The organism is Idiomarina aquatica (assembly GCF_003987185.1).
GTDB classification, from domain to species: domain Bacteria; phylum Pseudomonadota; class Gammaproteobacteria; order Enterobacterales; family Alteromonadaceae; genus Idiomarina; species Idiomarina aquatica.
On the sequence record NZ_PIPS01000001.1, the window covers coordinates 555606 to 575683 of the forward strand.

At 53.0% G+C, this 20078-nt stretch carries 16 protein-coding genes and 1 tRNA gene; 10 read left to right on the plus strand and 7 right to left on the minus strand.

All coding sequences use genetic code 11. The features are described 5' to 3' along the window. Nucleotide 1 precedes the first annotated feature (1 nt). The 9 genes from CWE23_RS02780 to CWE23_RS02820 are packed head-to-tail and all read left to right on the plus strand — an operon-like array spanning nt 2 to nt 12817. Nucleotides 2-316: a hypothetical protein gene (locus tag CWE23_RS02780; protein WP_126819350.1), complete on the plus strand. Its 315-nt coding sequence runs from the start codon at nt 2-4 to the stop codon at nt 314-316. Nucleotides 317-321: 5 nt separating this feature from the next. Next, entirely contained in the window at nt 322-672 is a 351-nt protein-coding gene (locus CWE23_RS02785; protein ID WP_126819352.1) for a hypothetical protein, read from the plus strand. Continuing rightward, nucleotides 669-3647 carry a tape measure protein gene (locus tag CWE23_RS02790; protein ID WP_126819354.1) on the plus strand — a complete coding sequence of 993 codons (2979 nt, stop codon included), beginning with the start codon at nt 669-671 and terminating at the stop codon, nt 3645-3647. Before CWE23_RS02785 ends, CWE23_RS02790 begins: the two co-directional genes overlap by 4 nt. After that, on the plus strand, nt 3644-4237 hold the full coding sequence (locus CWE23_RS02795; RefSeq protein ID WP_126819356.1) for a hypothetical protein: 594 nt from the start codon (nt 3644-3646) through the stop codon (nt 4235-4237). Before CWE23_RS02790 ends, CWE23_RS02795 begins: the two co-directional genes overlap by 4 nt. Next, nucleotides 4234-4863: a hypothetical protein gene (locus tag CWE23_RS02800; RefSeq protein WP_126819357.1), complete on the plus strand. Its 630-nt coding sequence runs from the start codon at nt 4234-4236 to the stop codon at nt 4861-4863. The genes CWE23_RS02795 and CWE23_RS02800 overlap by 4 nt, the downstream gene beginning before the upstream one ends. Beyond that, nucleotides 4860-5261: a DUF6950 family protein gene (locus CWE23_RS02805; RefSeq protein WP_126819359.1), complete on the plus strand. Its 402-nt coding sequence runs from the start codon at nt 4860-4862 to the stop codon at nt 5259-5261. The genes CWE23_RS02800 and CWE23_RS02805 overlap by 4 nt, the downstream gene beginning before the upstream one ends. Further along, nucleotides 5261-10567 (plus strand): phage tail protein, encoded by a 5307-nt coding sequence (locus CWE23_RS02810; RefSeq protein WP_126819360.1) that lies wholly within the window; start codon nt 5261-5263, stop codon nt 10565-10567. The genes CWE23_RS02805 and CWE23_RS02810 overlap by 1 nt, the downstream gene beginning before the upstream one ends. Beyond that, complete coding sequence (locus CWE23_RS02815; protein ID WP_126819362.1) at nt 10564-12279, plus strand: phage head spike fiber domain-containing protein; 1716 nt, start codon at nt 10564-10566, stop codon at nt 12277-12279. The genes CWE23_RS02810 and CWE23_RS02815 overlap by 4 nt, the downstream gene beginning before the upstream one ends. 1 nt (nt 12280) lies before the next feature. Beyond that, complete coding sequence (locus CWE23_RS02820; RefSeq protein WP_126819363.1) at nt 12281-12817, plus strand: hypothetical protein; 537 nt, start codon at nt 12281-12283, stop codon at nt 12815-12817. Between the two features lie 26 nt (nt 12818-12843). On the opposite strand, the gene CWE23_RS02825 is transcribed toward CWE23_RS02820, so the two are convergent. Beyond that, entirely contained in the window at nt 12844-13467 is a 624-nt protein-coding gene (locus CWE23_RS02825; protein WP_126819364.1) for a hypothetical protein, read from the minus strand. Nucleotides 13468-13545: 78 nt separating this feature from the next. On the opposite strand from CWE23_RS02825, the gene CWE23_RS02830 reads away from it, so the two are divergent. Further along, nucleotides 13546-13998 carry a hypothetical protein gene (locus CWE23_RS02830; protein WP_126819366.1) on the plus strand — a complete coding sequence of 151 codons (453 nt, stop codon included), beginning with the start codon at nt 13546-13548 and terminating at the stop codon, nt 13996-13998. 121 nt (nt 13999-14119) lie between these two features. Here the strand turns inward: CWE23_RS02830 and CWE23_RS02835 are convergent. The 6 genes from CWE23_RS02835 to CWE23_RS02860 form a co-directional block, all read right to left on the minus strand. After that, nucleotides 14120-14207 (minus strand) — tRNA-Ser (locus CWE23_RS02835). A 77-nt stretch (nt 14208-14284) separates the two neighbouring features. Then, a complete protein-coding gene (locus CWE23_RS02840) occupies nt 14285-15916 on the minus strand; it encodes a methyl-accepting chemotaxis protein (RefSeq protein ID WP_105305907.1) in 1632 nt (543 codons plus the stop codon). Between the two features lie 80 nt (nt 15917-15996). Continuing rightward, nucleotides 15997-17049, minus strand: coding sequence for an MBL fold metallo-hydrolase (locus CWE23_RS02845; protein WP_126819367.1), 1053 nt, complete (start codon nt 17047-17049; stop codon nt 15997-15999). Beyond that, the gene (locus CWE23_RS02850; protein ID WP_105305905.1) at nt 17000-17662 is read right to left on the minus strand and encodes a gamma-glutamyl-gamma-aminobutyrate hydrolase family protein; all 663 of its coding nucleotides are present in this window, start codon (nt 17660-17662) and stop codon (nt 17000-17002) included. The genes CWE23_RS02845 and CWE23_RS02850 overlap by 50 nt, the downstream gene beginning before the upstream one ends. After that, a complete protein-coding gene (locus CWE23_RS02855; RefSeq protein ID WP_241970512.1) occupies nt 17635-18648 on the minus strand; it encodes an amidoligase family protein in 1014 nt (337 codons plus the stop codon). The genes CWE23_RS02850 and CWE23_RS02855 overlap by 28 nt, the downstream gene beginning before the upstream one ends. Further along, on the minus strand, nt 18608-20008 hold the full coding sequence (locus CWE23_RS02860; protein ID WP_126819369.1) for a M28 family metallopeptidase: 1401 nt from the start codon (nt 20006-20008) through the stop codon (nt 18608-18610). The genes CWE23_RS02855 and CWE23_RS02860 overlap by 41 nt, the downstream gene beginning before the upstream one ends. Nucleotides 20009-20078 lie beyond the last annotated feature (70 nt).

Consider the following 20078-nt stretch of genomic DNA (forward strand, 5'->3'; position numbering starts at 1 on the left):
CATGGGTTTTAAGTTTAAACGCGTTAATGAAATTACCTGGCCGGTGACTGCCGACGTTCCTCAGGATGGCGGTAAAACCGAAAAGCACGACTTCTTTTGTCGGTTTCGCTACATCACCCGCTCTGAATTTAATCGCATTCAGGCGCTGGGTGAAGAAGCGCTGATGCGTCATGTGATTGTCGGTATCGGTGAGACCAAAGAAGACATCGATACCGCTGAAGAAACGATCCGCGAAGTGACCGAAGTGCCCTATTACACCTCGGCCATTTACCAGGCATTTCTAAAAGTACTGATAGGGGCTGAAGCAAAAAACTAGAGTCCGTGGCCCATCAGCTTGCTAAAGGAAACGCCGCCGACCCGAAAGAAGACGCGGCGTTTATCAAGCAGATGGAAGCTGCGGGAGCTCCGAAAGAGCTGATAGAAAAACAGCGCATGAGCGCCGCCAGCAGTGATGAGATTGAGGTGTTAAACGCCTGTTATCCGGCGGTTGAATGGTTCTTTCAGGTGTATGACCTGCTGCGCTGGAACCAGCATTTTTGTTTAGGGCTGGATGTGGTGGCCGTAGAAGCGGATGCACGAATGCGCGGTATCGAGATAAACCCAACCGATTATCAGAATCTGCGCACGCTAACCGCTTACTACAGCGATGCGATTAACGAGGAGAGCGCGTGAGTAACGATTTAAGCTTGATGATACGCCTTAAGGGTGAATCCTCAGACCTGGTCAATGCACTCAGTAAAGCCAGCGCCCAGAACCGGGTGTTAAATGGCGAACTGCGCGCATCCGGCGCAAGCTCTCAAGCCGCATCGCGTGGCTTTGACCAGGTAACACGGAAAAGCACGGCCATGGGCGGTGCACTTCGCACTGCCGGCATTGCCATTACGACGTACTTCGGTGTCACCCAACTCCAGAACATGGCCACCAACCTGACCAGCGCCGCCGGCAAAATGCAGGATGCGGAGGTTCGTCTTCGCAACCTGACCGGCTCATCTGAAGAGTTTGCCGAGGCGCAAAGCTTTATCAGCGAAACGGCTGAGCGCCAGAGCCGTGACATACTGGTTTTAACCGACTCTTATGCGCGCTTGTTGGCGCTTCAAAGCGGCGGCATTGTCACCGGTGCCGAGACCCGCGAAATCATGCTCGGCATTAACGATGCAGCGGCGGGCTTGGGGGCGACATCCTCGCAGGTGCAGCAAGTCATGTACGGCTTATCACAAGCACTGGCCTCGCCGGTTGTGCGTGCTGAAGAGCTAAACCAAACCGTTGAGTCGTTGCCATCATTGCTGCAAGCCATGGACAAGGCATCCGGTGCCGGTGAAGGTGGCTTCCGCCGGATGGTCAATGAGGGCCAAGTGACCTCGGAGTTTTTCAAAACGACGTTGATCCAGGCGCTGAAAAAGTGGGAAGGCGCTGCCGAGTCCACTTACGACAATATCAATTCAAAGATACAGCGTAACCGCAACAGCTATTACGCCATGGCTAACGCCTTCGAAGATCCGATTGATGATGCGTTGACCCCGCTGTTAAACGCACAATCTGCCGCGATGGAGTTTGCGGCCAATAATGCCCAGACCCTTGCCACCGCATTGCAAGGCACTCTGATTGCGGGCGTTGGCTCACTGACCGGTATGCTCGGTGCCTATATCGTGGCACGTGCACGTGCCACCCAGGAAGAAACCCGATCACTGGTGGCCAAACAGCGCTCGCTTCAGGCGGAATATCAGCAGGCGGTAGCGGCGCAGCGCACCGCACAATTTGAATTGAACAAGGCGGCAGCGTTTCGTACCTCAACCGCCGGACTGACGGCTGCAACCGCGGCAACCAACCGCTACACCGCCGCACAAACCGCGCTAACGGCAGCAAACGCGCGCGTCACGGCGGCGCAAACCGCCAATGCAGCCGCAACAGCAGCGCTTGCCGGTCGTATGAGTATGCTGGGTCGCATTGGCGGTGGTGTTTTACGTTTGTTGGGTGGTTGGCCGGGTCTACTTATTACTGGTGGCCTGGCATTGATGACCTTTGGCGGGCGTGCTAAAGAAGCCGCTGAAGACACGTTCGAATACTCTGACTCGCTTTACACCTTATCAGACGCCATTACCAAAACGGTGGACCAGCTCAAAGCAGACCAACAAGCGGCTGGTAACGAACTGGACAAGTTGAATGCGCACCTCGATGGACTGGTAAAGAAAAAAGAAGAGCTTGAGAAAAAGGTAACCAGTGGCGAACAAAATATCTACGCCGGTGCACGTGGCACTTCGCCGGAGCTTCGCAGCGGACAAATGCGCCGGGAGCTTGAAGAGTTAAAGCTGCTCATTGAGGAAGTCACGGAAAAACGCGACAAGCTGGTGGAAACCAATGACAAACGCACCGACACCATCGATGACAAGAAAAAGCAAAATAACCAGGCAGAGCAAGAGAAAGAAAAAATGCGCCTTAAGTCTGTCCAGGAGCAGGCGCAAAAAATGCTGGAAAGCCTTGAGAAACAAAAGCAACTTCAGGGGCAGGTGTCAGAAGCGGCTAAGGTTCGCTATGAAGTGGAGCACGGCGCATTAAAAGAAATCGAAGCCACTACCAAGCAGTTGCTGATTGAGAAAGCCAAAGAGCTGGATGCTGAAAAAGAGCGTCAGGAGCTTCAGTCGACCGCTAAAGACTATCTGGCCAACCTGCGCGAGCAGGCGAACGTGCACAACATTACCACCGAGCTTGCCCGGGTTCGTTACCAAATCGAGCACGGCGAGCTTCAGGGCATCAATGCTGAGCTGGAGAAGCGCTTATTAAACGAAGCGCGCCTGGCCGATGCCGCCCGCCAAAAAGAAGAGCAAAAACAGGCCGACAAGCAAACTGAGCAGCAGTTTAATTCGATGACCGGGTCAATGGAAAACGATCTGATGTCACCGGAGCAACGCATCCAGGCTGAGTATGACAAAAGACTGGAGCTGATAGATAAGTATGGCCAGCTTGAGATCGCCAAAACTGAAGAGGTAGAGCGGGCAAAAATCAATGCGAAGAAGTTATTCGACAAGCAAACCGAAGAGCTTCAGCGCAAGCAGTTGCAAACCCAGCTTTATGCCGGCCAGCAAATCTTCGACGGCATGGCGGGTCTGGCTAAGGCCTTCGGCGGTGAACAGTCATCCGCCTACAAAGCGATGTTTGCAGTGAGCAAAGGCTTTGCTATCGCGCAGGGCGTGCTGAACCTGTCAACGGCCATATCCAATGCGTTTGCCCTGCCGTTCCCAACCAACATACCGGCCATGGCTACTGCTGCGTCTGAGGGGGGCAAACTACTGACCACCATCAAAGGCACAACTTACCAGGGACAAGCGCACGACGGCATCGCGCGCGTGCCGGCATCCAATGAAGGCACCTGGATGCTGCGCCGTGACGAGATGGTGCTTAACCCGCGTCAGCGCGACAACTTCGAAAACCTCGTTAACCGTGTTGACAACATGGCCGGTGGCCGTGGTGGCGCTCAAGTGGTCGAGTTTAAACCACAAATCGCCATTGATGCCCGGGGTGCTGCCGAAGGTGTCGAGAGCCGTTTAGAAGGCGTTATGGACGAGATGATGGAGCAAATGAAACAAGAGCTGTACGACGACTTTGCTAACAACGGTCCGTTGTCGCAGCGGTTACGGAGTAACGCGGCATGAACCTATTCCCTGACATTGAGCCAACACGCAGCGGCTTTACCATAAGCTTCGCTACGAAACCCATGCTTTCGCCTTATAACCAGGTTGAGGAAATTTGGGAAGAGCCCGGCGATAAGTGGCACATATCCTTGCGCTGGGCGTTTCTGACTAAAGCGGAAGGCCGCCGGTTACGCGCTCACTTGCTGGCTCTGCGTGGCCATAGTGGCGTGACCTTTATCGAAGACACCGCACACAGCAACGAAGGCAGCTGGAACGGTACGCCGGTAGTGCACGGCTCAAACCAATACGGCGTTCAATTAACCGCGCGGGGCTTTGCAGCGTCACAAACGGTCGCTAAAGCCGGTGATCGTTTTCAGTTGGGCAACCGGCTGCACGAGTTAACCGAAGATGCGGTCAGCAACGCTAGTGGCATTGTCACGCTGAACTTCCAACCGGAAATTATCACCATACCACTGGATGGGGATTTTCTGAACCACAACCGGCCACGTGTGCGCGCCATGCTCAAAGACCCGGACAAGCTGCCCTCGTTCTCTGGCACCAAAGCGGGGTTCCGTAATATCCAGGTCGACTTTCAGGAGGCGTTGCGATGAGCCGTTTTACCGAGCCAAGCATTGAGCAGGTCCTGCTAGGCACCGACCCCAAGCGTCAGCTGGTATTCGCTGAGCTTGAGTTCCCCAGCGGCTGGGTGCGGGCGCATACCGGCGTCGGTGAACGAACCTACAACGGCCAGGTGTATTTGGGCGTGGGCGAGCTGGCCAAAATTGGAAAGTTTAAAGAGTCTGCCGGTAAGTCGCCCAACGGTTTTGAAGTGTCGATGCTGTTTGATGACCTGACGTTATTTTCCGACATCGTCAATGAAGACCCCACCGGCCTCACTGCCCGACTGCATTTAGTCGGCCTCGATGACAAGCGCCGCATCACCGGCGGTGCACTATTATTCGACGGTTTCAATGGCGGATTGTCGGTCAAAAAAGGCAAGCCGTTTACTGCCACGCTGCGGCTCACCGATTGGTATGAGCGCTGGAGTAACCCGGTGCAAAACGCCCGCATCACCAACGAGGCGCAGCAAGCCATCCATCCCGGCGACCGGATTTACGATCAAGTTGAGAAGCTGGCCAAAGGCATCGATAGCGACGTGCCAGGTCAACAAGTTGGCGGCGGCAGACCCGGCGGCGGTGCTTCGCCCAAACGAGTACGGAGACTGAGCGAGCGATGAAACGAAAAAATGACTGGCCGACCGAGTTGGCCAACTTCCTTTTAAAGACCCGTAAAACGCCGTTTAAATGGGGCGAAAACGACTGCTGTTTGTTTGCGGCCAACGCTATTTTGGCGATGGGCGGTGACGATGTTGCCAAGGACGTTCGTGGTCATTACACAACGGCTATTGGTGCACGTCGCATTATGAAGAGTTTAGGCGCAGCCAACGTGGTTGAGCTTTTGACCCAGCGCCTGGGTGAGCCGGACGGCAAATTGGTGCGCGGTGCTATCGTGGCGGTTGAGTCGGACGGCCAACAAGTTGCCGGCGTGTTTTATCACAAGCCTTGGGCGCTTACCGAAAGTGGTCTACAGGGTATGCCGCTAGAGTCTGTCATTGCAACGTGGAGTCTTAACTAATGCCTCCAGCTATTGCCGCCGTCGCGGCGGGCGTCGCTGCTGGCTTTGCGGCCAGCTCTGTTGTTGTCGGTATTGCTGTTGCTATCGGCACGGTCGCGCTGCAAAGTTCATTAAAGCCCGAAATGCCGGGCGTTGAAGAGTCAGTCAATGAAGCCCAGACGCTCACAACGCAGCCGTTGCAACCGCATCGGGGTGTTTACGGCGAAGGCGTTGTGTCGGGCTCTATCATAGGCTATGGCAAGCGCAAGATGGGCGACAAAGAAGCACACGTGGTCGCCGTTACGCTGGCCGGTCATCAAATTGAGTCCGCGGAGCTGTACGAAGTTAACGGTAAGCCTAAACCCTCCGGCACCACCTACACCATCATGCGCGGCGACCAGACGACCGCCAACCAGACCGCGCTTCAGTATTGCGATGGCTGGACAGAAAATCATGTCGGCTTTGGGCGTGCTTATGCGGTCGTGACCATCCCTATCGACCCGGAAGAAATGCCGTCAGGCCTTCAGAACATCACATTTAAAGTTAAGGGGAAGCGTGTTTACGACCCACGTAAAGACACCACGGTGGGCGGCGATGGCCCACACCGCGCCAATGATGAAGCGACGTGGGAATGGTCTGACAACAGCATTCTTTGTGCGTTTGACTACCAGCGCTTTCACGGCTTTCGCAAGCTCAGCCTGAACAAGTTCGACCTAGCTCACATTATGGAGCAGGCGAACATTTGTGATGAGATGGTCAGCTACACTGACAGCGATGGCCAGCAACAGACTGAAAAGCGTTTTACGTGCAATGGCTCGTGGACGTTTGACCAGTCACCACCGAAAGTGCTTGAGCGCATTATGAGCTCATGCGGCGGCAAGCCCTATCGCCGTGGCGGTAAAATTTATCTGCAAACCGCAAGTTACCACGGCATGGCTGAGCTGACTTTGACGGACAACGACGCAACCGGTGAAATCATCATCACCCCGCATCGTGAGTTGAAAGACCGCTGCAACCTCGTGCGAGCATCGCTCCAAGACCCTAAAAAAGGTTATCAGCCGACCGATGCGCCCGTCGTAAAAAATGAAATATACATTGAGCGCGACGGCATGGAGCTGGAAGACGAGTTGCAGCTCAACTTTACCAACTCAGCGACCATGGCGCAGCGCTTAATGAAATACCACCTGGAGCGCAACCGTGCTGGGATGCGTATTCAGTTTCCATGCAAAGCCAAAGGCTTGTTGGCCATGGCGGGAAAAACGGTGCACGTCGATCTGCCAAACGAAGGCATTGATAAAGAATTTATTGTGACCGACTGGGGTTTTGATGTTGGTTCAAAGAAAGTGTCCCTCGTACTGGAGGAAGAATCGCCGGCGCTTTACAGTGACAGTTTGGTGCCTTCTGAAGGCAACCTGACGCCCAACACGAATCTGCCAGACTTCACACGCCCGGACGCGCCTGAATCAGTGAGCTTTGTTGTTGACTCGGTATCAACGCACCGTCAGGGTTATGTTACCTGGTCGCACCCAACGCCACGCGCTGTGACTGAATATCGCGTGCTCGTGCGCAAAGACGGTGACGACATTGTCGAATACCCGGTTATTGCCCGCAGCAGCGTACAGCTCAAGCAAGACATTAACGGTCTCGATGCCGGGCAGTACAGCATCGAAGTCTACGCCCGCAACCGCTACGACCGCACGTCTGTACCAGCAACCATATCGCTGACATTGAACGAGCCGTCGCCACCGACGAGCCTGGGTGCGACTGCCGGCAACTGGGAAATCACCCTTGCACCAACGCTTGCCGGAATTGGCCTGGGCACCATGTTCGAGTTTGCGTACGGCACGCCGGACAACATTATTGGCCGTGGTGCGAGCATTGTAATTCCGGGATTAACACCTGATACCGAACACGACGTTTATGCCCGCACAGTTAATATACTAGGTCAGTCGGCAATGCGACATGAAACTATTAGAACAACGAAGGACACATCGCAGGTCGATCCGATTATTGAAACCTATACCAACCGGCTTGATGAGGTCGACAGCAATTTCCAGAGCTTCGTTGAAAACGAATTTACGGATTTGCAACAGTTGGTGAATGACAACGCCCAAGAAATCAATGTCCGTTTCAGTAACGAATTATTTGAGCGTGAACGCAACGATGCGACAGTTCTTAGAAGCATTATAGACGCTGCAGCTTCACGTAATGAGTTGCGCCGCCGTATCGAGCGAGGTGAAGAATTAATTGGTGCGGTTCTCGATGTTGACCCTGTTACCGGCACGATCACTAACAGAGCCTTTGAGTACACGGATAACCGCTTTTCTGAGGCACAGTTGCGACTCGATGGTGTTGCCGGCGAAATCAACGCCACGGTAGAGCGGCTTACCTTCAATGAACAGCGCGTAACACAGCTTGGCGCTGAAATTAATTTACTCCCCGGTGTTATCGATCAGCGAGCCACTGCAATTGTCGCGGATTCAATCGCCGCACTTGAGCCAGCGCATGCGTTTAACTTCTTCGACAGTGCCCAAGGGTGGACAGCTGTCACTGGGACTATAACGCCAGGCGTTAACCGTGTCTTACTTGAAATCGGCGACATTACAAACTCAGAGCTTGCTTATAGCGGTCAGGAGTACCCGGTTATTCGAATGAGTGTCAGACGGACCGCTGGTGAAAACTGGCTTGGTAATATCGTGGTCACTTTCACTGATGACTCAACAGAATCGTATCCGGGCATCATAGAGCCTATTGAGGTATTGGATACCGATGTCATTCGGATCGTTGATTTCACAGCACTAAATTCATACCACGGCGATATTAAAGCACTGCGAATCACGCTCGGCCAGGACAATACAGATACATTTGAACTCAAGTCATTAAGTATCGGCAAGCCAGATGCAGCGCTTCAGGATTTAACGAACATTCAGGCGCAAGTTGTTACCGCAAGCTCTCGCATTGATGCGTTATCAGGGGAAGTCGCAGACAAAGTTGACGTTGAAACCTGGACGCAAGAAGGCGTGACACGAACCAACGTCGAGAGTGTGCTGAACGGCATCGAAGCATACGCGACAATGAAAGTCACTTACCAGGCAATAGATGAGAATGGACTTATTGAGAAAGCCAATGATGCTGCATTATTCATCGATGGCTACGAGGGTACATTCACCAGTTATGTAGCGAGCCTGGATCAGCGTCTCAATGAAGATGGTGAAGCCATCAGTCAGCAGTTCACTACGGTAGAGAATAAGCTCGATGCGCAAGATGGGAGAATTCGTAGTCAGGCATTATCGACGTCCTCAACCCGCGAGGGATTGGATTCAAACATTCTTGAAGACCTACAGTCCGCTGTAGATTTTGGGCTGTATCGTTTTAACCAGCTCGACAAAGACGTTCGTTTCTCGCTGGCGATCGAGGAGCTACAAGCGATTACAGGGCCTTCGGGCTCGCTTGCCCGAAGCATTCAAAATTTAGAGTCGATCACTCAGCAAGACGGTAAGGCGATTGAAGCACAAGCTCAGCGACTTGCGCTGGCTGAAACGACTATTGATGGCAATGCTCGTGCACTACAGGTTCTTGGCGCTCGAGTCGGTGATCAGGAGGAATTTGCCAGGGCTCAGCTTGAGCTTAATGCAAGTTATAACGAGACACTTGAAGCCTACGAGGCTTATGCGTTTCTCGGAGTCGAACAGGTACAAAATGGCCGAGCGGTTCTAACCGGTGTGACCTTTGGCGGCTCACAGAATGCGATCAGCTTCCGCGGTGATGTATTTCAGTGGGAAGACACGCAAGGCAATATGCTGCTTCATTACGATACGGATGAGGGTGTTGCATACTTGAGAGCTAGGCTCGTACTTGGCGATGGCTTTACCGTCACGACTGAAGACGATATTCGGGGACTCGATGGTGAGCAAGGCCCACCCGGACCACAAGGACCTGAGGGGCCGGTTGGTCCGCAAGGCGTGCCCGGGGAGCCTGGAGCAGATGGGCAAGTTTATTACACCTGGATCCGTTATGCCGATGACATCAATGGAAATGGGATCAGCAATCAGCCTGATGGGAAGTTTTACATGGGCTTAGCCTATAACAAGACAAGCCCAACGGAATCGAACGACCCATCTGATTACACCTGGTCACGCTTCCGGGGTGAAGACGGCACCGACGGCGTTCAAGGACCGCCCGGCGAAGACGGCCAGACAACGTACACATGGATTGCGTACTCTGATAGCGCTGACGGCTCCGGCATGTACCAAGTTCCGAACAGCAACACGAAGTACATCGGTATCGCTACAAACAAGACCACAGCCACCGAATCGAACGACCCATCTGACTACACCTGGTCACGTTTTCGTGGCGAAGATGGAGCGCAGGGGCCGCAAGGCCCGCAGGGACCAGCCGGCAACGACGGTGCAACAGGACCAGGTTTTTTTGGTGCTCGCTACGACACGATTAACTGGAGCCAAGGTTACTCCCGCTTTCATGCGTTAACAGGTCGCAACCCGATTCCGGGCGATATCTTTGTCCAGACGCTCACTGACGGCTCAGATTCATCCGCTCGTCAGCGCAACCCCGAAAACAATGGTTGGGATCAGGTCGCTCTACAAATTAACGGTAGCATGGTTGCCACCGGGACCATTGCAGGTGACCGCTTTATTGCCGGCACCGAGCTAAACTCGCCTGTCATCAAATCGGGACGAGTCGAACTCGTTGGTAGCAACTACATGAGCATCCAAACTGCCACCCCTTTTGGCCCAAACAACTTGCTGGAATGGAAGGGGCCGCGCAACAGCTACACGTACGATGAAACGAATAAACTCGTGAAATTTGATGGACTCACAAAAGCGAACGCACTTCAGTACTTCAGTGACGCTGGTGACTCCTACTTTGGCGGCTCAATCACCGCGGGTACATTAAAAAACGCAGTGCAATCCACTCAACTCGGCAATACTGACGTGACTGTAGGTCCTTTCGGGTCTAACGGCGGTTTGATAGAGATTAAATGCTCAATTAGCGCTGCTAGAAGCACTGGGCTTGTTTCAGGTAATTGCCCTTATCCAGCGCCATCAGCGCCAACAGGAACAATGCGGCTTTATCGTGAAACAGCCGGCGGAGAAATACTAGTCGCTACTCAGAACGTGAGTGGATCTTATAACTGTTTGGATGAAGGGCCTGAGCATATCGAGAACTGGCAACTTAGCGGTTCATTCACCTACACAGATAACCTTCAGACGGCTTCAAATCGAACATACAGGCTCGAAGTCGAGCACAACTTACCTATTTATCCTAATGGCTCACAAAGCCTGTCACTCATTACGGAGGAAGCATGAGTACTCTTTGGACAGCAGCGTCGGTCACCGCGACCAACGGCTCTAATTTAATCACGGTTCAAAGCGGCGAAGACATCGCAGCAATTCGTGCGAACAGCTGGATCATGGTTGGCTCCGCACACATCATGGAAATAAAGCGAACCTTCGTGACCGACTCAGGTGTCAAGACAATCGAACTATTCGACAACTGGGAGTTTGGTCCGGCATCCGGGCAGCGTGCAACTGTGGCACCGTCTCTCGGCGAATTTAAAACTTTGGCCGATGATGTCCGCCGACTAATACAAATCGGGGAAGAGCAGATTAACACGGCCAGTGTTGCCCCAGAGCCGGGCTCGTCAGTGAAGCGTTCGGAAAACGGCACAGTTAAGACCGCAGAGCCTCAGGATGATGATGATGCCGTACGATTACAGGATTTTGCGCCGGTAAAACAAAAGGGTGAAAGCAACGAACAGGCGATTTCATCTAACTCATTGGCAATACTTCGCCGAAGAGCCATGGCCAAGTTAGAGCGTGACGCTGTATTTCTCGGCAAATTTACTGAAGACCGAGTAGTTAAGACGGTTGGCCTTTCAAAGATAGCCACCAGCGTTGCCGAAGGTATAACCTACACATCGCCCGACGGTATTACCGGCATCGCGGCGGACAGGACTATTCAAACCGCTGGCGTTAACCAGCCAGCGATTGTCTACGATCCAGAAACGGGCGAATGCTTAGGGCTACAAACTGCGCCGGGAACTACTAACCTAGTGGAGCATAGTGAGGATTTTACGCAGAGTGTTTACACACGGTCATCCCTTACGGTAACTCCTAGCGTGTTTGACTCCCCACTAGGAACATTACAGGCTAGCAAGCTTGTTGAGAATGATGCTGTTGATGCGAATCATTTTCTGTATCAAACAATAACAACTACCATTGGTGAGAGGTACTCTTTTACTGTTTTTATCGCACCGTCCGAAAGGACAGAGGCGAGACTGTTAGTAAACAACCTTGATAACCGCTTTAGCTGTTACTTGGATCTAACCACTGGTTATGTGGTATCTGGTGATATGCCATATAAAGTAAAAAAACTAGCCTCCGGCTTCTTGAGGGTCGATATTACTGGGATTGCTTCACAAAACAATGCAGCATTGGTGGTATACCCATCAGTAAACGGCGATAGCCAGTACACTGGCGATGGTATAAGTGGTATTTATTGCGCTGCACTACAGTGTAACCCTGGGTATCCGGCACCTTACCAGCCGACTGGAGCCACTCAGATGACTAGGGGGGCAATAGGAGCAATTCACTCATTATCCTTGAGCCCGCCTGCTTTAACATTACTCTTTGATTTTTTCTACGACTTTGCAGATTCTGCCATTTTAGGGGTTGGAGACACTTTTGATGATACAGCATACATCACTAGATCAACTATCGTAGTCAGAAGTGGCGGAGTTAGCCAGGGCAGCTATTCATTCCCGGAGTTTTCTAAGGGCAGGCATAAAGTCTTGATTACGATAGGGCCTGCGGGTGCTACTTACTTCATTGACGGCAAAAAAGTACATACTGTTACGGGTGCTCTACCCCCAAAGGTGCTCTCACGAATCTCGTTCTCAGGTGGTGGCTTTGGGGCTTCTCAACCTTCCAGTGGAGTATATAGCACATTAGATGCTTTTCTTGCTTGCCGAGAAACTTCTGACTCTGAGGGCATAGCCCTAACCACTTTGGAGGCATAACATGATCAAGCTAATTGGTGTTATTCCGACAGCGCGAGCGCGCTATGACGAGATGGGAAACGAGATAACGGCAGCGCAATATAATGATCTTAATTACTATGCGATCAGCCACGAACGTATTAAGGGATTGTCAGAGGTTAGCCCAGACCGCCCTTTGCCTGCTTTTGCTTCAAACACCCACTATTATGCGTTCCCTGGCGAAGCCGAGGCTAAGCAGGCTTTGAACTACAACGAGGAGGATGAAACCTTTGACGTTGAGTTCATGCCTACGACTGAGCAATTTAAGCAGTCACGGCAGGAGCAGCTAGATAATGCTGTCGTTACAACACAATCCGGGAAGGAGTTCGATGCCGACGAAGCGAGCATGAGTCGCATGGTTAACGCGCTCACAGCTGCTTCTGATGAGCCGGATACCGTGATTATTCCGTGGTCATTGGCTAACGACGGAACAGGCGTTATGACCGATTGCACCAAGGCGGAAATTAAAGAGGCTCATCGGCTGGCGGTCGAGAATATGGCGGCTATTTGGAGTGTTTAAAGCAGGAAGCGATGAGCTATTAGCAGTCATCGCTTCAATGTTATTTTCTTGAGGCCTTCATAAATAATGCGAGTTCGGGTTATTGCGAATTGCAGATGAGTGTTGGCCTCGTCTATTTGAGCTTCTTTTATAGCTAACATTGCATCGGCGAAAAGAGAGTGTCGTTCTAGTTGGCCTCTTGCTTGTCTGAGGTCAATGTCAACAATACCTCTCAAGTTCTCCTGAAAACTACTGAAGTTTCTTACAAGCTTTTCGGCTTCCGCAAGATGATCTTCGTCCATTACGGATAAGCTCGACAATAGCTCATTGCACGCAGCGTCGCATAGCTGAGTGTTATTGAAGAGCCTATCAATAAGATCCTCATCAGGTTGACTAAGACTCGCGAAGTCCGGCTGAACGGCTTCTAACAGGAGTTTGCACCTATAGGCACGTGGGATGGCATCTTTAGCTGTAGCAAGAGTTGATTGATAATGAGCCTGTTTCCGCCACGTATTTAAGCCCGCTATTGCCGTGACGGCTAAAACGACGGTAGCAAATGCTGATATAAAGCCATACCAATGTTCTGGGCTACTCTCCGACAATGCAATAGCGCTACCTAACGCAAAAATTACGATAAGAGCTATTAATGTATACAAACCATCCTTATTCATGGCACTAACCTTTAATATTTTGGTGACTTATTATACGGTTTAGAAGGCTAGCCAATCTATTAATAAAGGGAGATTAACATGGGTCAATATTTGGAACACATAAGAAACTTAAACCTTCGTTCTGACGACTTGCAGAAGACGCTTGATTTACTATTTGAGAGACTTTGTGAAACAAAAAACCAGCCTCAATTTTCAAAGGTTTTTAATAGTACCAGCATAACCAAGAACAGCTCTAACGGGCAAAGTTTTTCCATCGAGTTTCTCGGGTTAGAGATATTACTATCCCCCTCTTTCACATTTAATTCAGAGAATACCCCTATACTCCGTTTAAAAGCCATTAAACGATTTAGTAGTAACGAGATTGAGCTTGGCGAATTTATCGCGGAGAAAACCTTTTTAGCCGACTTTTGTGGTCGTGAAGAAGGCGTTGGTATGCAAGACATAGACCTTACAGAGGCGGACGCTTTTTCAAATACCTATGAGCGTCTGAGCGAGTGTATCAGCTACCTAATGTATGAAGCTGCTCGGTAGACTGTTTCAGTTTTTTCGGCGCGGCGTTGCAAAATGCGCGACGGGCTACACGAATGCGCCCGCGAAATTACCCCAATATGAGGACACAAAAAAACCGCCACGGGGGCGGTTTTTGGAATCTTGGCGGAGAGAGAGGGATTCGAACCCTCGATACCTTTCGGTATACACACTTTCCAGGCGTGCTCCTTCAGCCACTCGGACACCTCTCCGGAACGGCCGCTATACTAGGGGTTTTGGGCCGTTATATCAAGTGCTTTCAGATCATTCGCGTAAAACTTATGCAGATTTACGCGACCTTGAAGCGATGTACGCGTTCGCTTAGGCGTTTTGCCAGTTCGTGCAGTTCGCGGCTGGCTTCGCTGACTTGCTCGGAGCCGGCGGCGGACTGTTCGGTGGCTTGCGTGATCTTGTGGAAGTTTTCGTTAATTTCATCGGCGACGGAGCTTTGCTCTTCCGCTGCGGTGGCTATCTGGGCGTTCATATCGGTCATGCGCTGTACCGATTCATTAACCGTCTGCAGCGATTTGCCGGCGCGGCGTGCTTGTTCGACACTGTCGGCGGCTTGTTGCTGACCGCGGTCCATTACGGTGACGGCTTCGCCGGCGCTGCCTTTCATGGTTTCAATCAACGATTGAATACTGCGGGTCGATTCCTGCGTGCGGTTCGCCAGCGCGCGTACTTCGTCGGCAACCACCGAGAAGCCACGGCCGTGCTCTCCGGCGCGGGCGGCTTCGATGGCGGCGTTCAGTGCCAATAAGTTGGTCTGGTCGGCGATGCCTTCGATCACTTCCAACACTTTGGTAATTTCTTCGGTGTTGTCACTTAACTGGGTAATCACAACCGCGGCGTTTTCCACTTCGTGCGCCAGCGACTCAATCGAACGAATGGTCGATTCCACTTCACGGCTGCCGGCCTGGGTTTCACGGTCGGTTTCATCAGCCAGTTGCGCGGCTTCATTGGTGTGGCGTGCTACTTCGCTGACCGTCTGCGACATCTGATTAATCGCCGCGGCACCCTGGGTGGTTTCGTCCTGCTGGTTAATCACCAGTTCGGAGTTGTTGCGGGCCGTTTCCGACAGTTCATTTGACGAGCTGAGCAAGCGCTCCGACGACTCTGACACTTCTCTGACCAAGCGCTGCAACTGCTGAGCCATGCGATTTACCTGCGCCATCATCGAACCTTCGTACTTAGAGCGGGTCGACACCGTCAGGTCACCGTCGGCGATGCGCTCAAGGATCTCAACGGCGTCCTCAGGTTCACCACCAATAGTGTGGGTCAGCCGCTGCACGATAAAGAAACTTACCGCGGCGCCGGCAACAATAGCCAACACTGTGACAATCCACATCAAGGTAGTAAAGCTGTTACTGCGCTCCAGCACCGAGTCTACCCCGTCAGCAATGGCCGCTTCTTCATAATTAATAAAATCATTAATGCGATTCAGCCACTCCGCGTAGGCCGGTGATAAATCACTGAGCACATAGTCCTGCGCCTGTTGACGCTGACCATTGGCGAGCAACCGTTCAACTTCGACGGTGGTGGCCAGCGCCTGCTGCTGGATTTCCTCAATACGTTCTATCAGCTGTTTCTCCTGGCTGTTGACGTATTTGGGATTAGAAAATATCTCCGCCATGCCGCGCTCAGCGTCAGCGTAGTCGGCTTTCAGGTCATCCACCAGCGCCCGAAACTCATCGCGCTGGCTCTCGCGTTCGGTCAGCACCAAATCACGCAGCGCAATGGCACGGTCGTGCACCGAACCGCGAAAATTAATCGCATAACGTTGTTTTTCACTGCCAACATCGTTTACGCGCGTCAACGTCGTGTTTATCTCATCTACCTGGTACGTACCAATAATGGTGGTGGCCACTAACAGCAGGATAATAAAGGCAAAACCCGCGTACAGTCGGTTGGCAATGGTCATCAATAACTCCAGAACTTGATTGATTATTCTAAATTAACGAAGTGTTTTACCGAATTAGGTGCAGATTAGATCAAAAAAAGTTAAAAGAATTTGGTTTCCCCCACCGCCATCACCTGAAACTCCGACGGCGACAAGCCACTTTTTTCGCGGGCTGCCTCGATATCATCCAGCGTCTGCTGAATGCCCTCGGCGGCTAACTGAAACGCGCCCCAGTGCATGGTAACGCTTTGCCGGGCGCCGATATCGCGGTGGATAAGCGTAGCCTGATACGGGTCAACGTGCGGCATTTCCATAAACCAGCGCGGCAAATACGCACCAACCGGGTTTAACGCCAGATCGATCGGCCCAAAGCGTTCGCCAATGTCCTTAAACTGAAACTCGTTGTAGCCGGTGTCGCCGCCAAACCACAGCCGCCAGTCGCCGATGTCGATCACGTAGCTGGCCCACAGCGTTTCGAAGCGATCCCAAAGGCTGCGCCCGGACCAGTGCTGGCTGGGTGTGGAGTGCACGGCTAACGCGCCGTCACTGGCACTTTGCCACCAGTCCAGCTCGGTCACCCGCTCCGCCTCGATGCCCTGCTCTAAAAACCAGCCCTTAAGTTTCAGCGGCACATAGTAATGCACATCCGGCCCCAGCGCCTTAATGCTGGCCTCATCCAAATGGTCATAATGGTCATGGGAAATCACCACCGCATCCACTGGCGGCAACGCCTCCAGCGGCAACGGCAGCGGCGTTAACCGGGTCGGCCCGGCGAAGCTCACCGGCGACGCGCGGTCGCTGAAGATCGGGTCGGTCAGTACCGTCAGCCCCTGATATTGCAGCAAAAAGGTGGAATGCCCAATCCAGGTCACCTGACGCACGTCCGGGTCGGGCGCTTCAATCGCGTCCATGTTGGGTTCGGCGGTCGGGATCAAATGCGCTTGCTCGGCCTGATCCTGCCAGTCGACGTCGCTGAACCAGCGCATGTACCAATAATCAAAAAAGCCGTTTTCTTTTTCGGCGTGTAAGTTCTTAAAACCACGTTCGGTGTGCCAGGGTTTAGTGGGTTGATAGCCCGGCGTCGAGCAACTGACGAGCAGTAAACTAACGACAACCCAACAACCAGCGAAAAAGCCGTAACTGACTCGGGACATAAAACAAATACTCCGGATGCCACTGAACTCCGATTACGTCACGTTGCTTATGCTCGGACGCCTGAATAAAACCGTCGAGATCCCAGCCGACGGCGGTCATGCCTTCGCCGGTTTTGCTGACAATCTGCGAATGCAGGCTGTTAACCCGTAACCTTGGCTTGCGACAAATGGCCGCCAGCCGCGCGTCATCGGCCAGCCGCACCTGTTTGGTGGGTAACAGCCCCGGACGGTTATAGGTCAATTTACGTAACTGGCGGATATTTTGGTTCAATGCGCCGCCTAACACCACATTGATCAACTGCGAACCACGGCAGATGCCGAGCAGCGGTTTGTGTTCGGCCAGCGCCCAGTTAATCCAGCGTATCTCCAGCTCATCGCGCTCGGGGTCGTATTCACCGTCGTGCTCCGGCGGCTGGTCGTAATGGGAGGGACTGATGTCATCACCGCCGCCAATGATCACGGCATCAATGTCATCACTCGGGCTAAGACTATGGCGCACACTCACGCGCAGCGGTTGCGCGCCCAGTAGCCGCAAGGCCAACCAGGTGCACCACCAGGACGGCGACCAGCGCCGGGCGTTACCGGTTACCACCACCCGCGGTCGGTCAGCCATGCCTGCATCCTCCGCTTCCAGTCGGTTTCGGCCACCCCCATCAGCGGCCGGCTCAACGCCAAAAATTCATCGCGCCAATAAGCCAGCGCGCGTTCATCGTTGGCCAGTTGCTCAATCACCCACCAGCCTTTCCAGGAATCCGTCAGATTCCAGTCCGGCTGCTCGATATGGCAGTTCGGCAAGCGGTAATGAAAGGTCGGCCGGGAGTTGATTTTGTCGTCACCGACCACCTCAAACACGCGGTCCGGATCGATGTGCGCAAACAGCGGCAACATATCCAGTGCGCGGTTTCGTGAGGCGTTATGCTCCAGATAATCACTGATCAGCAGCGGCATGGTTACCGACTCATGTGCCATCAGCAAACGCAGGTAACGCTCCGGATACTTATCAATGTAAGGACTCACTTTGCGGGTGGTATCCACCTGCAGGGCATCAAACAGCCACCACTGCAACAGTCCGTAGGCCTGCAAATAGCGATGGATAACCTCAGGTTCAATATGCCCGTCGTCGTTCATCGGCACTGAGGCGTTTACGTGCACGCCATAAGCGGCAATCCAGCTCTCATCGGTACCGCGCGCGCCGGCCTGGCGCAAGGCGTCCACCAACGGCGGCAGATGTTCACACTGGCTCAGCGTTAACGGCGGACACACCACCTCCAGCGGCACCACTTTCTCCGCCAGTTGCTGCAAGTCCTGCAACCAGGCTTTTTCGCCGCTTTCGCTTTGCTCTTTTGCCAGTTTTTTCAGGTAGCTCCAGTCCAGCTCAATCTGAAATTCACCAAGCTCGGAATGGGTGATGGTGCGTTCGGCCAGCGATACGCGTTGGATTTGACCCTGCAACTGCTGTTGCAGGGTATCAAGTGTGCTTTGCACCGACAGCCCGGAAAATTCCAGTTCAAAGCCGACGGTGCACTCGCGTGATAGCGGTAGAAACGTGCTTTCAGTATTACTGATCGCCCTCTCCTTCAAAGTCAATCGAGAACTCACCGGCGGGTCCCGGGAACACCACCGGACTCTCAAAACCGTCCTTGCTGACGCTGGCCACTCCGAAAATGTAATTATCAATCACCACATTCTCCAGCGTAAACTCATTCACGTCTCCGACAAAGCGGCTCCACTGCCACTGCGGCTCCGAGGTCAGACGCCAGTAAATCTTGTAACCGGCCAGATTGTCCTGTCCGCGCACGTCGTCCCACTTCAGTGTGGTCGATGGCTGTACGGCGCCCTCGATATCCACATTCTGCGGTGGCTCCGGCGCCCAGGCCATGCCCGCCAGCGATACCGCATTTAAGGCAGTCAGCTTGGCGGCGTAATCAAAATCAACGCCGTCGATGGTGTCACCGTACTTAATGCCGTTCTCGGTACGTAAGTCCTGGTGCTGACGGTAGTAATTTTCGTTCGTCTCCATAATACGCACACCGGGATAGCCCAGATCATTAAACGGGCGATGGTGCCCACCACGGCCAAAACGGTCGAGGCGATAAACAATCATGGTGTCCAGGTTCGGAATGTAGCGATCCGCCATTAAATCGATGTAACGGGCCACATTACGCGACGGTGAATCAACTTCACCGCCGTAAAAGCGACGCATCGTCGCTTCACGATCGGTTTCATCCATCCGCGTACCTTCGGCAAAAATCCGTGCGGTGGTGTTGTTGATCACCCCGTTAATGCCCTCGATGTTGCCGATCATGTCGTTGTTCAGCACAGCGTGAATACGCCACTTCTGCTGTTTGGCTTTCTCGGCCAGGATCTTACCGCCGAACAGGCCCTGCTCTTCGCCGGCTAACGCCGCGTAAACGATAGAGCCGTCAAATTCGTACTGCGACAGAACCCGAGCCGCTTCCAGCGTGCCGGCCACGCCCGAGGCGTTGTCGTTAGCACCCGGAGCGTCGGAGGTGTAATCCATCACGTCACTGACGCGCGAATCAATGTCACCGGACATCAACACGTAACGACCCGGGTCGGTCTTGCCGCGCTGAATAGCAATGACGCTTTTCACTTCGGTAGCTTCGGGGATGCGCGTTTCGCCTTCGATGATGTCACTGACGTACATCACTTCCAGACAGCCACCGCAGTCGGCGGAAATGCGCTTAAACTCTTCGTAAATCCAACGCCGTGCCGCGCCAATGCCGCGGGTGTCGGATTCGGTTTCAGAAAGGGTATGGCGGGTACCAAAAGACACCAGCTTTTCGATGTCCTTCTCGATGCGGTCGGCCTGCACCGCCGCCGCGATATCATGGAGTTTTTGTTGGTCTTTATAGGTCAGCGCGTCCTGCGCCGATGCCGTCAACGGCAGGCTTAACGACAAGCTCGCCGCAATAGCCAGGTTCTTTAAATAACGCATAATTAACTGCCTTTTCTCTTATACAAGGTGCAATCGATTATGCGTAGCTTAAGCCCGCGGCGCAAGTTAC

Bases quoted from the DNA above. Each gene is read 5' to 3' on its own strand.
- CWE23_RS02780 (WP_126819350.1), top strand. From the start codon at position 2: ATGGGTTTTAAGTTTAAACGCGTTAATGAAATTACCTGGCCGGTGACT.
- CWE23_RS02795 (WP_126819356.1), top strand. From the start codon at position 3,644: ATGAACCTATTCCCTGACATTGAGCCAACACGCAGCGGCTTTACCATA.
- CWE23_RS02800 (WP_126819357.1), top strand. From the start codon at position 4,234: ATGAGCCGTTTTACCGAGCCAAGCATTGAGCAGGTCCTGCTAGGCACC.
- CWE23_RS02805 (WP_126819359.1), top strand. From the start codon at position 4,860: ATGAAACGAAAAAATGACTGGCCGACCGAGTTGGCCAACTTCCTTTTA.
- CWE23_RS02810 (WP_126819360.1), top strand. From the start codon at position 5,261: ATGCCTCCAGCTATTGCCGCCGTCGCGGCGGGCGTCGCTGCTGGCTTT.
- CWE23_RS02815 (WP_126819362.1), top strand. From the start codon at position 10,564: ATGAGTACTCTTTGGACAGCAGCGTCGGTCACCGCGACCAACGGCTCT.
- CWE23_RS02820 (WP_126819363.1), top strand. From the start codon at position 12,281: ATGATCAAGCTAATTGGTGTTATTCCGACAGCGCGAGCGCGCTATGAC.
- CWE23_RS02825 (WP_126819364.1), bottom strand. From the start codon at position 13,467: ATGAATAAGGATGGTTTGTATACATTAATAGCTCTTATCGTAATTTTT.
- CWE23_RS02830 (WP_126819366.1), top strand. From the start codon at position 13,546: ATGGGTCAATATTTGGAACACATAAGAAACTTAAACCTTCGTTCTGAC.
- CWE23_RS02840 (WP_105305907.1), bottom strand. From the start codon at position 15,916: ATGACCATTGCCAACCGACTGTACGCGGGTTTTGCCTTTATTATCCTG.
- CWE23_RS02845 (WP_126819367.1), bottom strand. From the start codon at position 17,049: ATGTCCCGAGTCAGTTACGGCTTTTTCGCTGGTTGTTGGGTTGTCGTT.
- CWE23_RS02850 (WP_105305905.1), bottom strand. From the start codon at position 17,662: ATGGCTGACCGACCGCGGGTGGTGGTAACCGGTAACGCCCGGCGCTGG.
- CWE23_RS02860 (WP_126819369.1), bottom strand. From the start codon at position 20,008: ATGCGTTATTTAAAGAACCTGGCTATTGCGGCGAGCTTGTCGTTAAGC.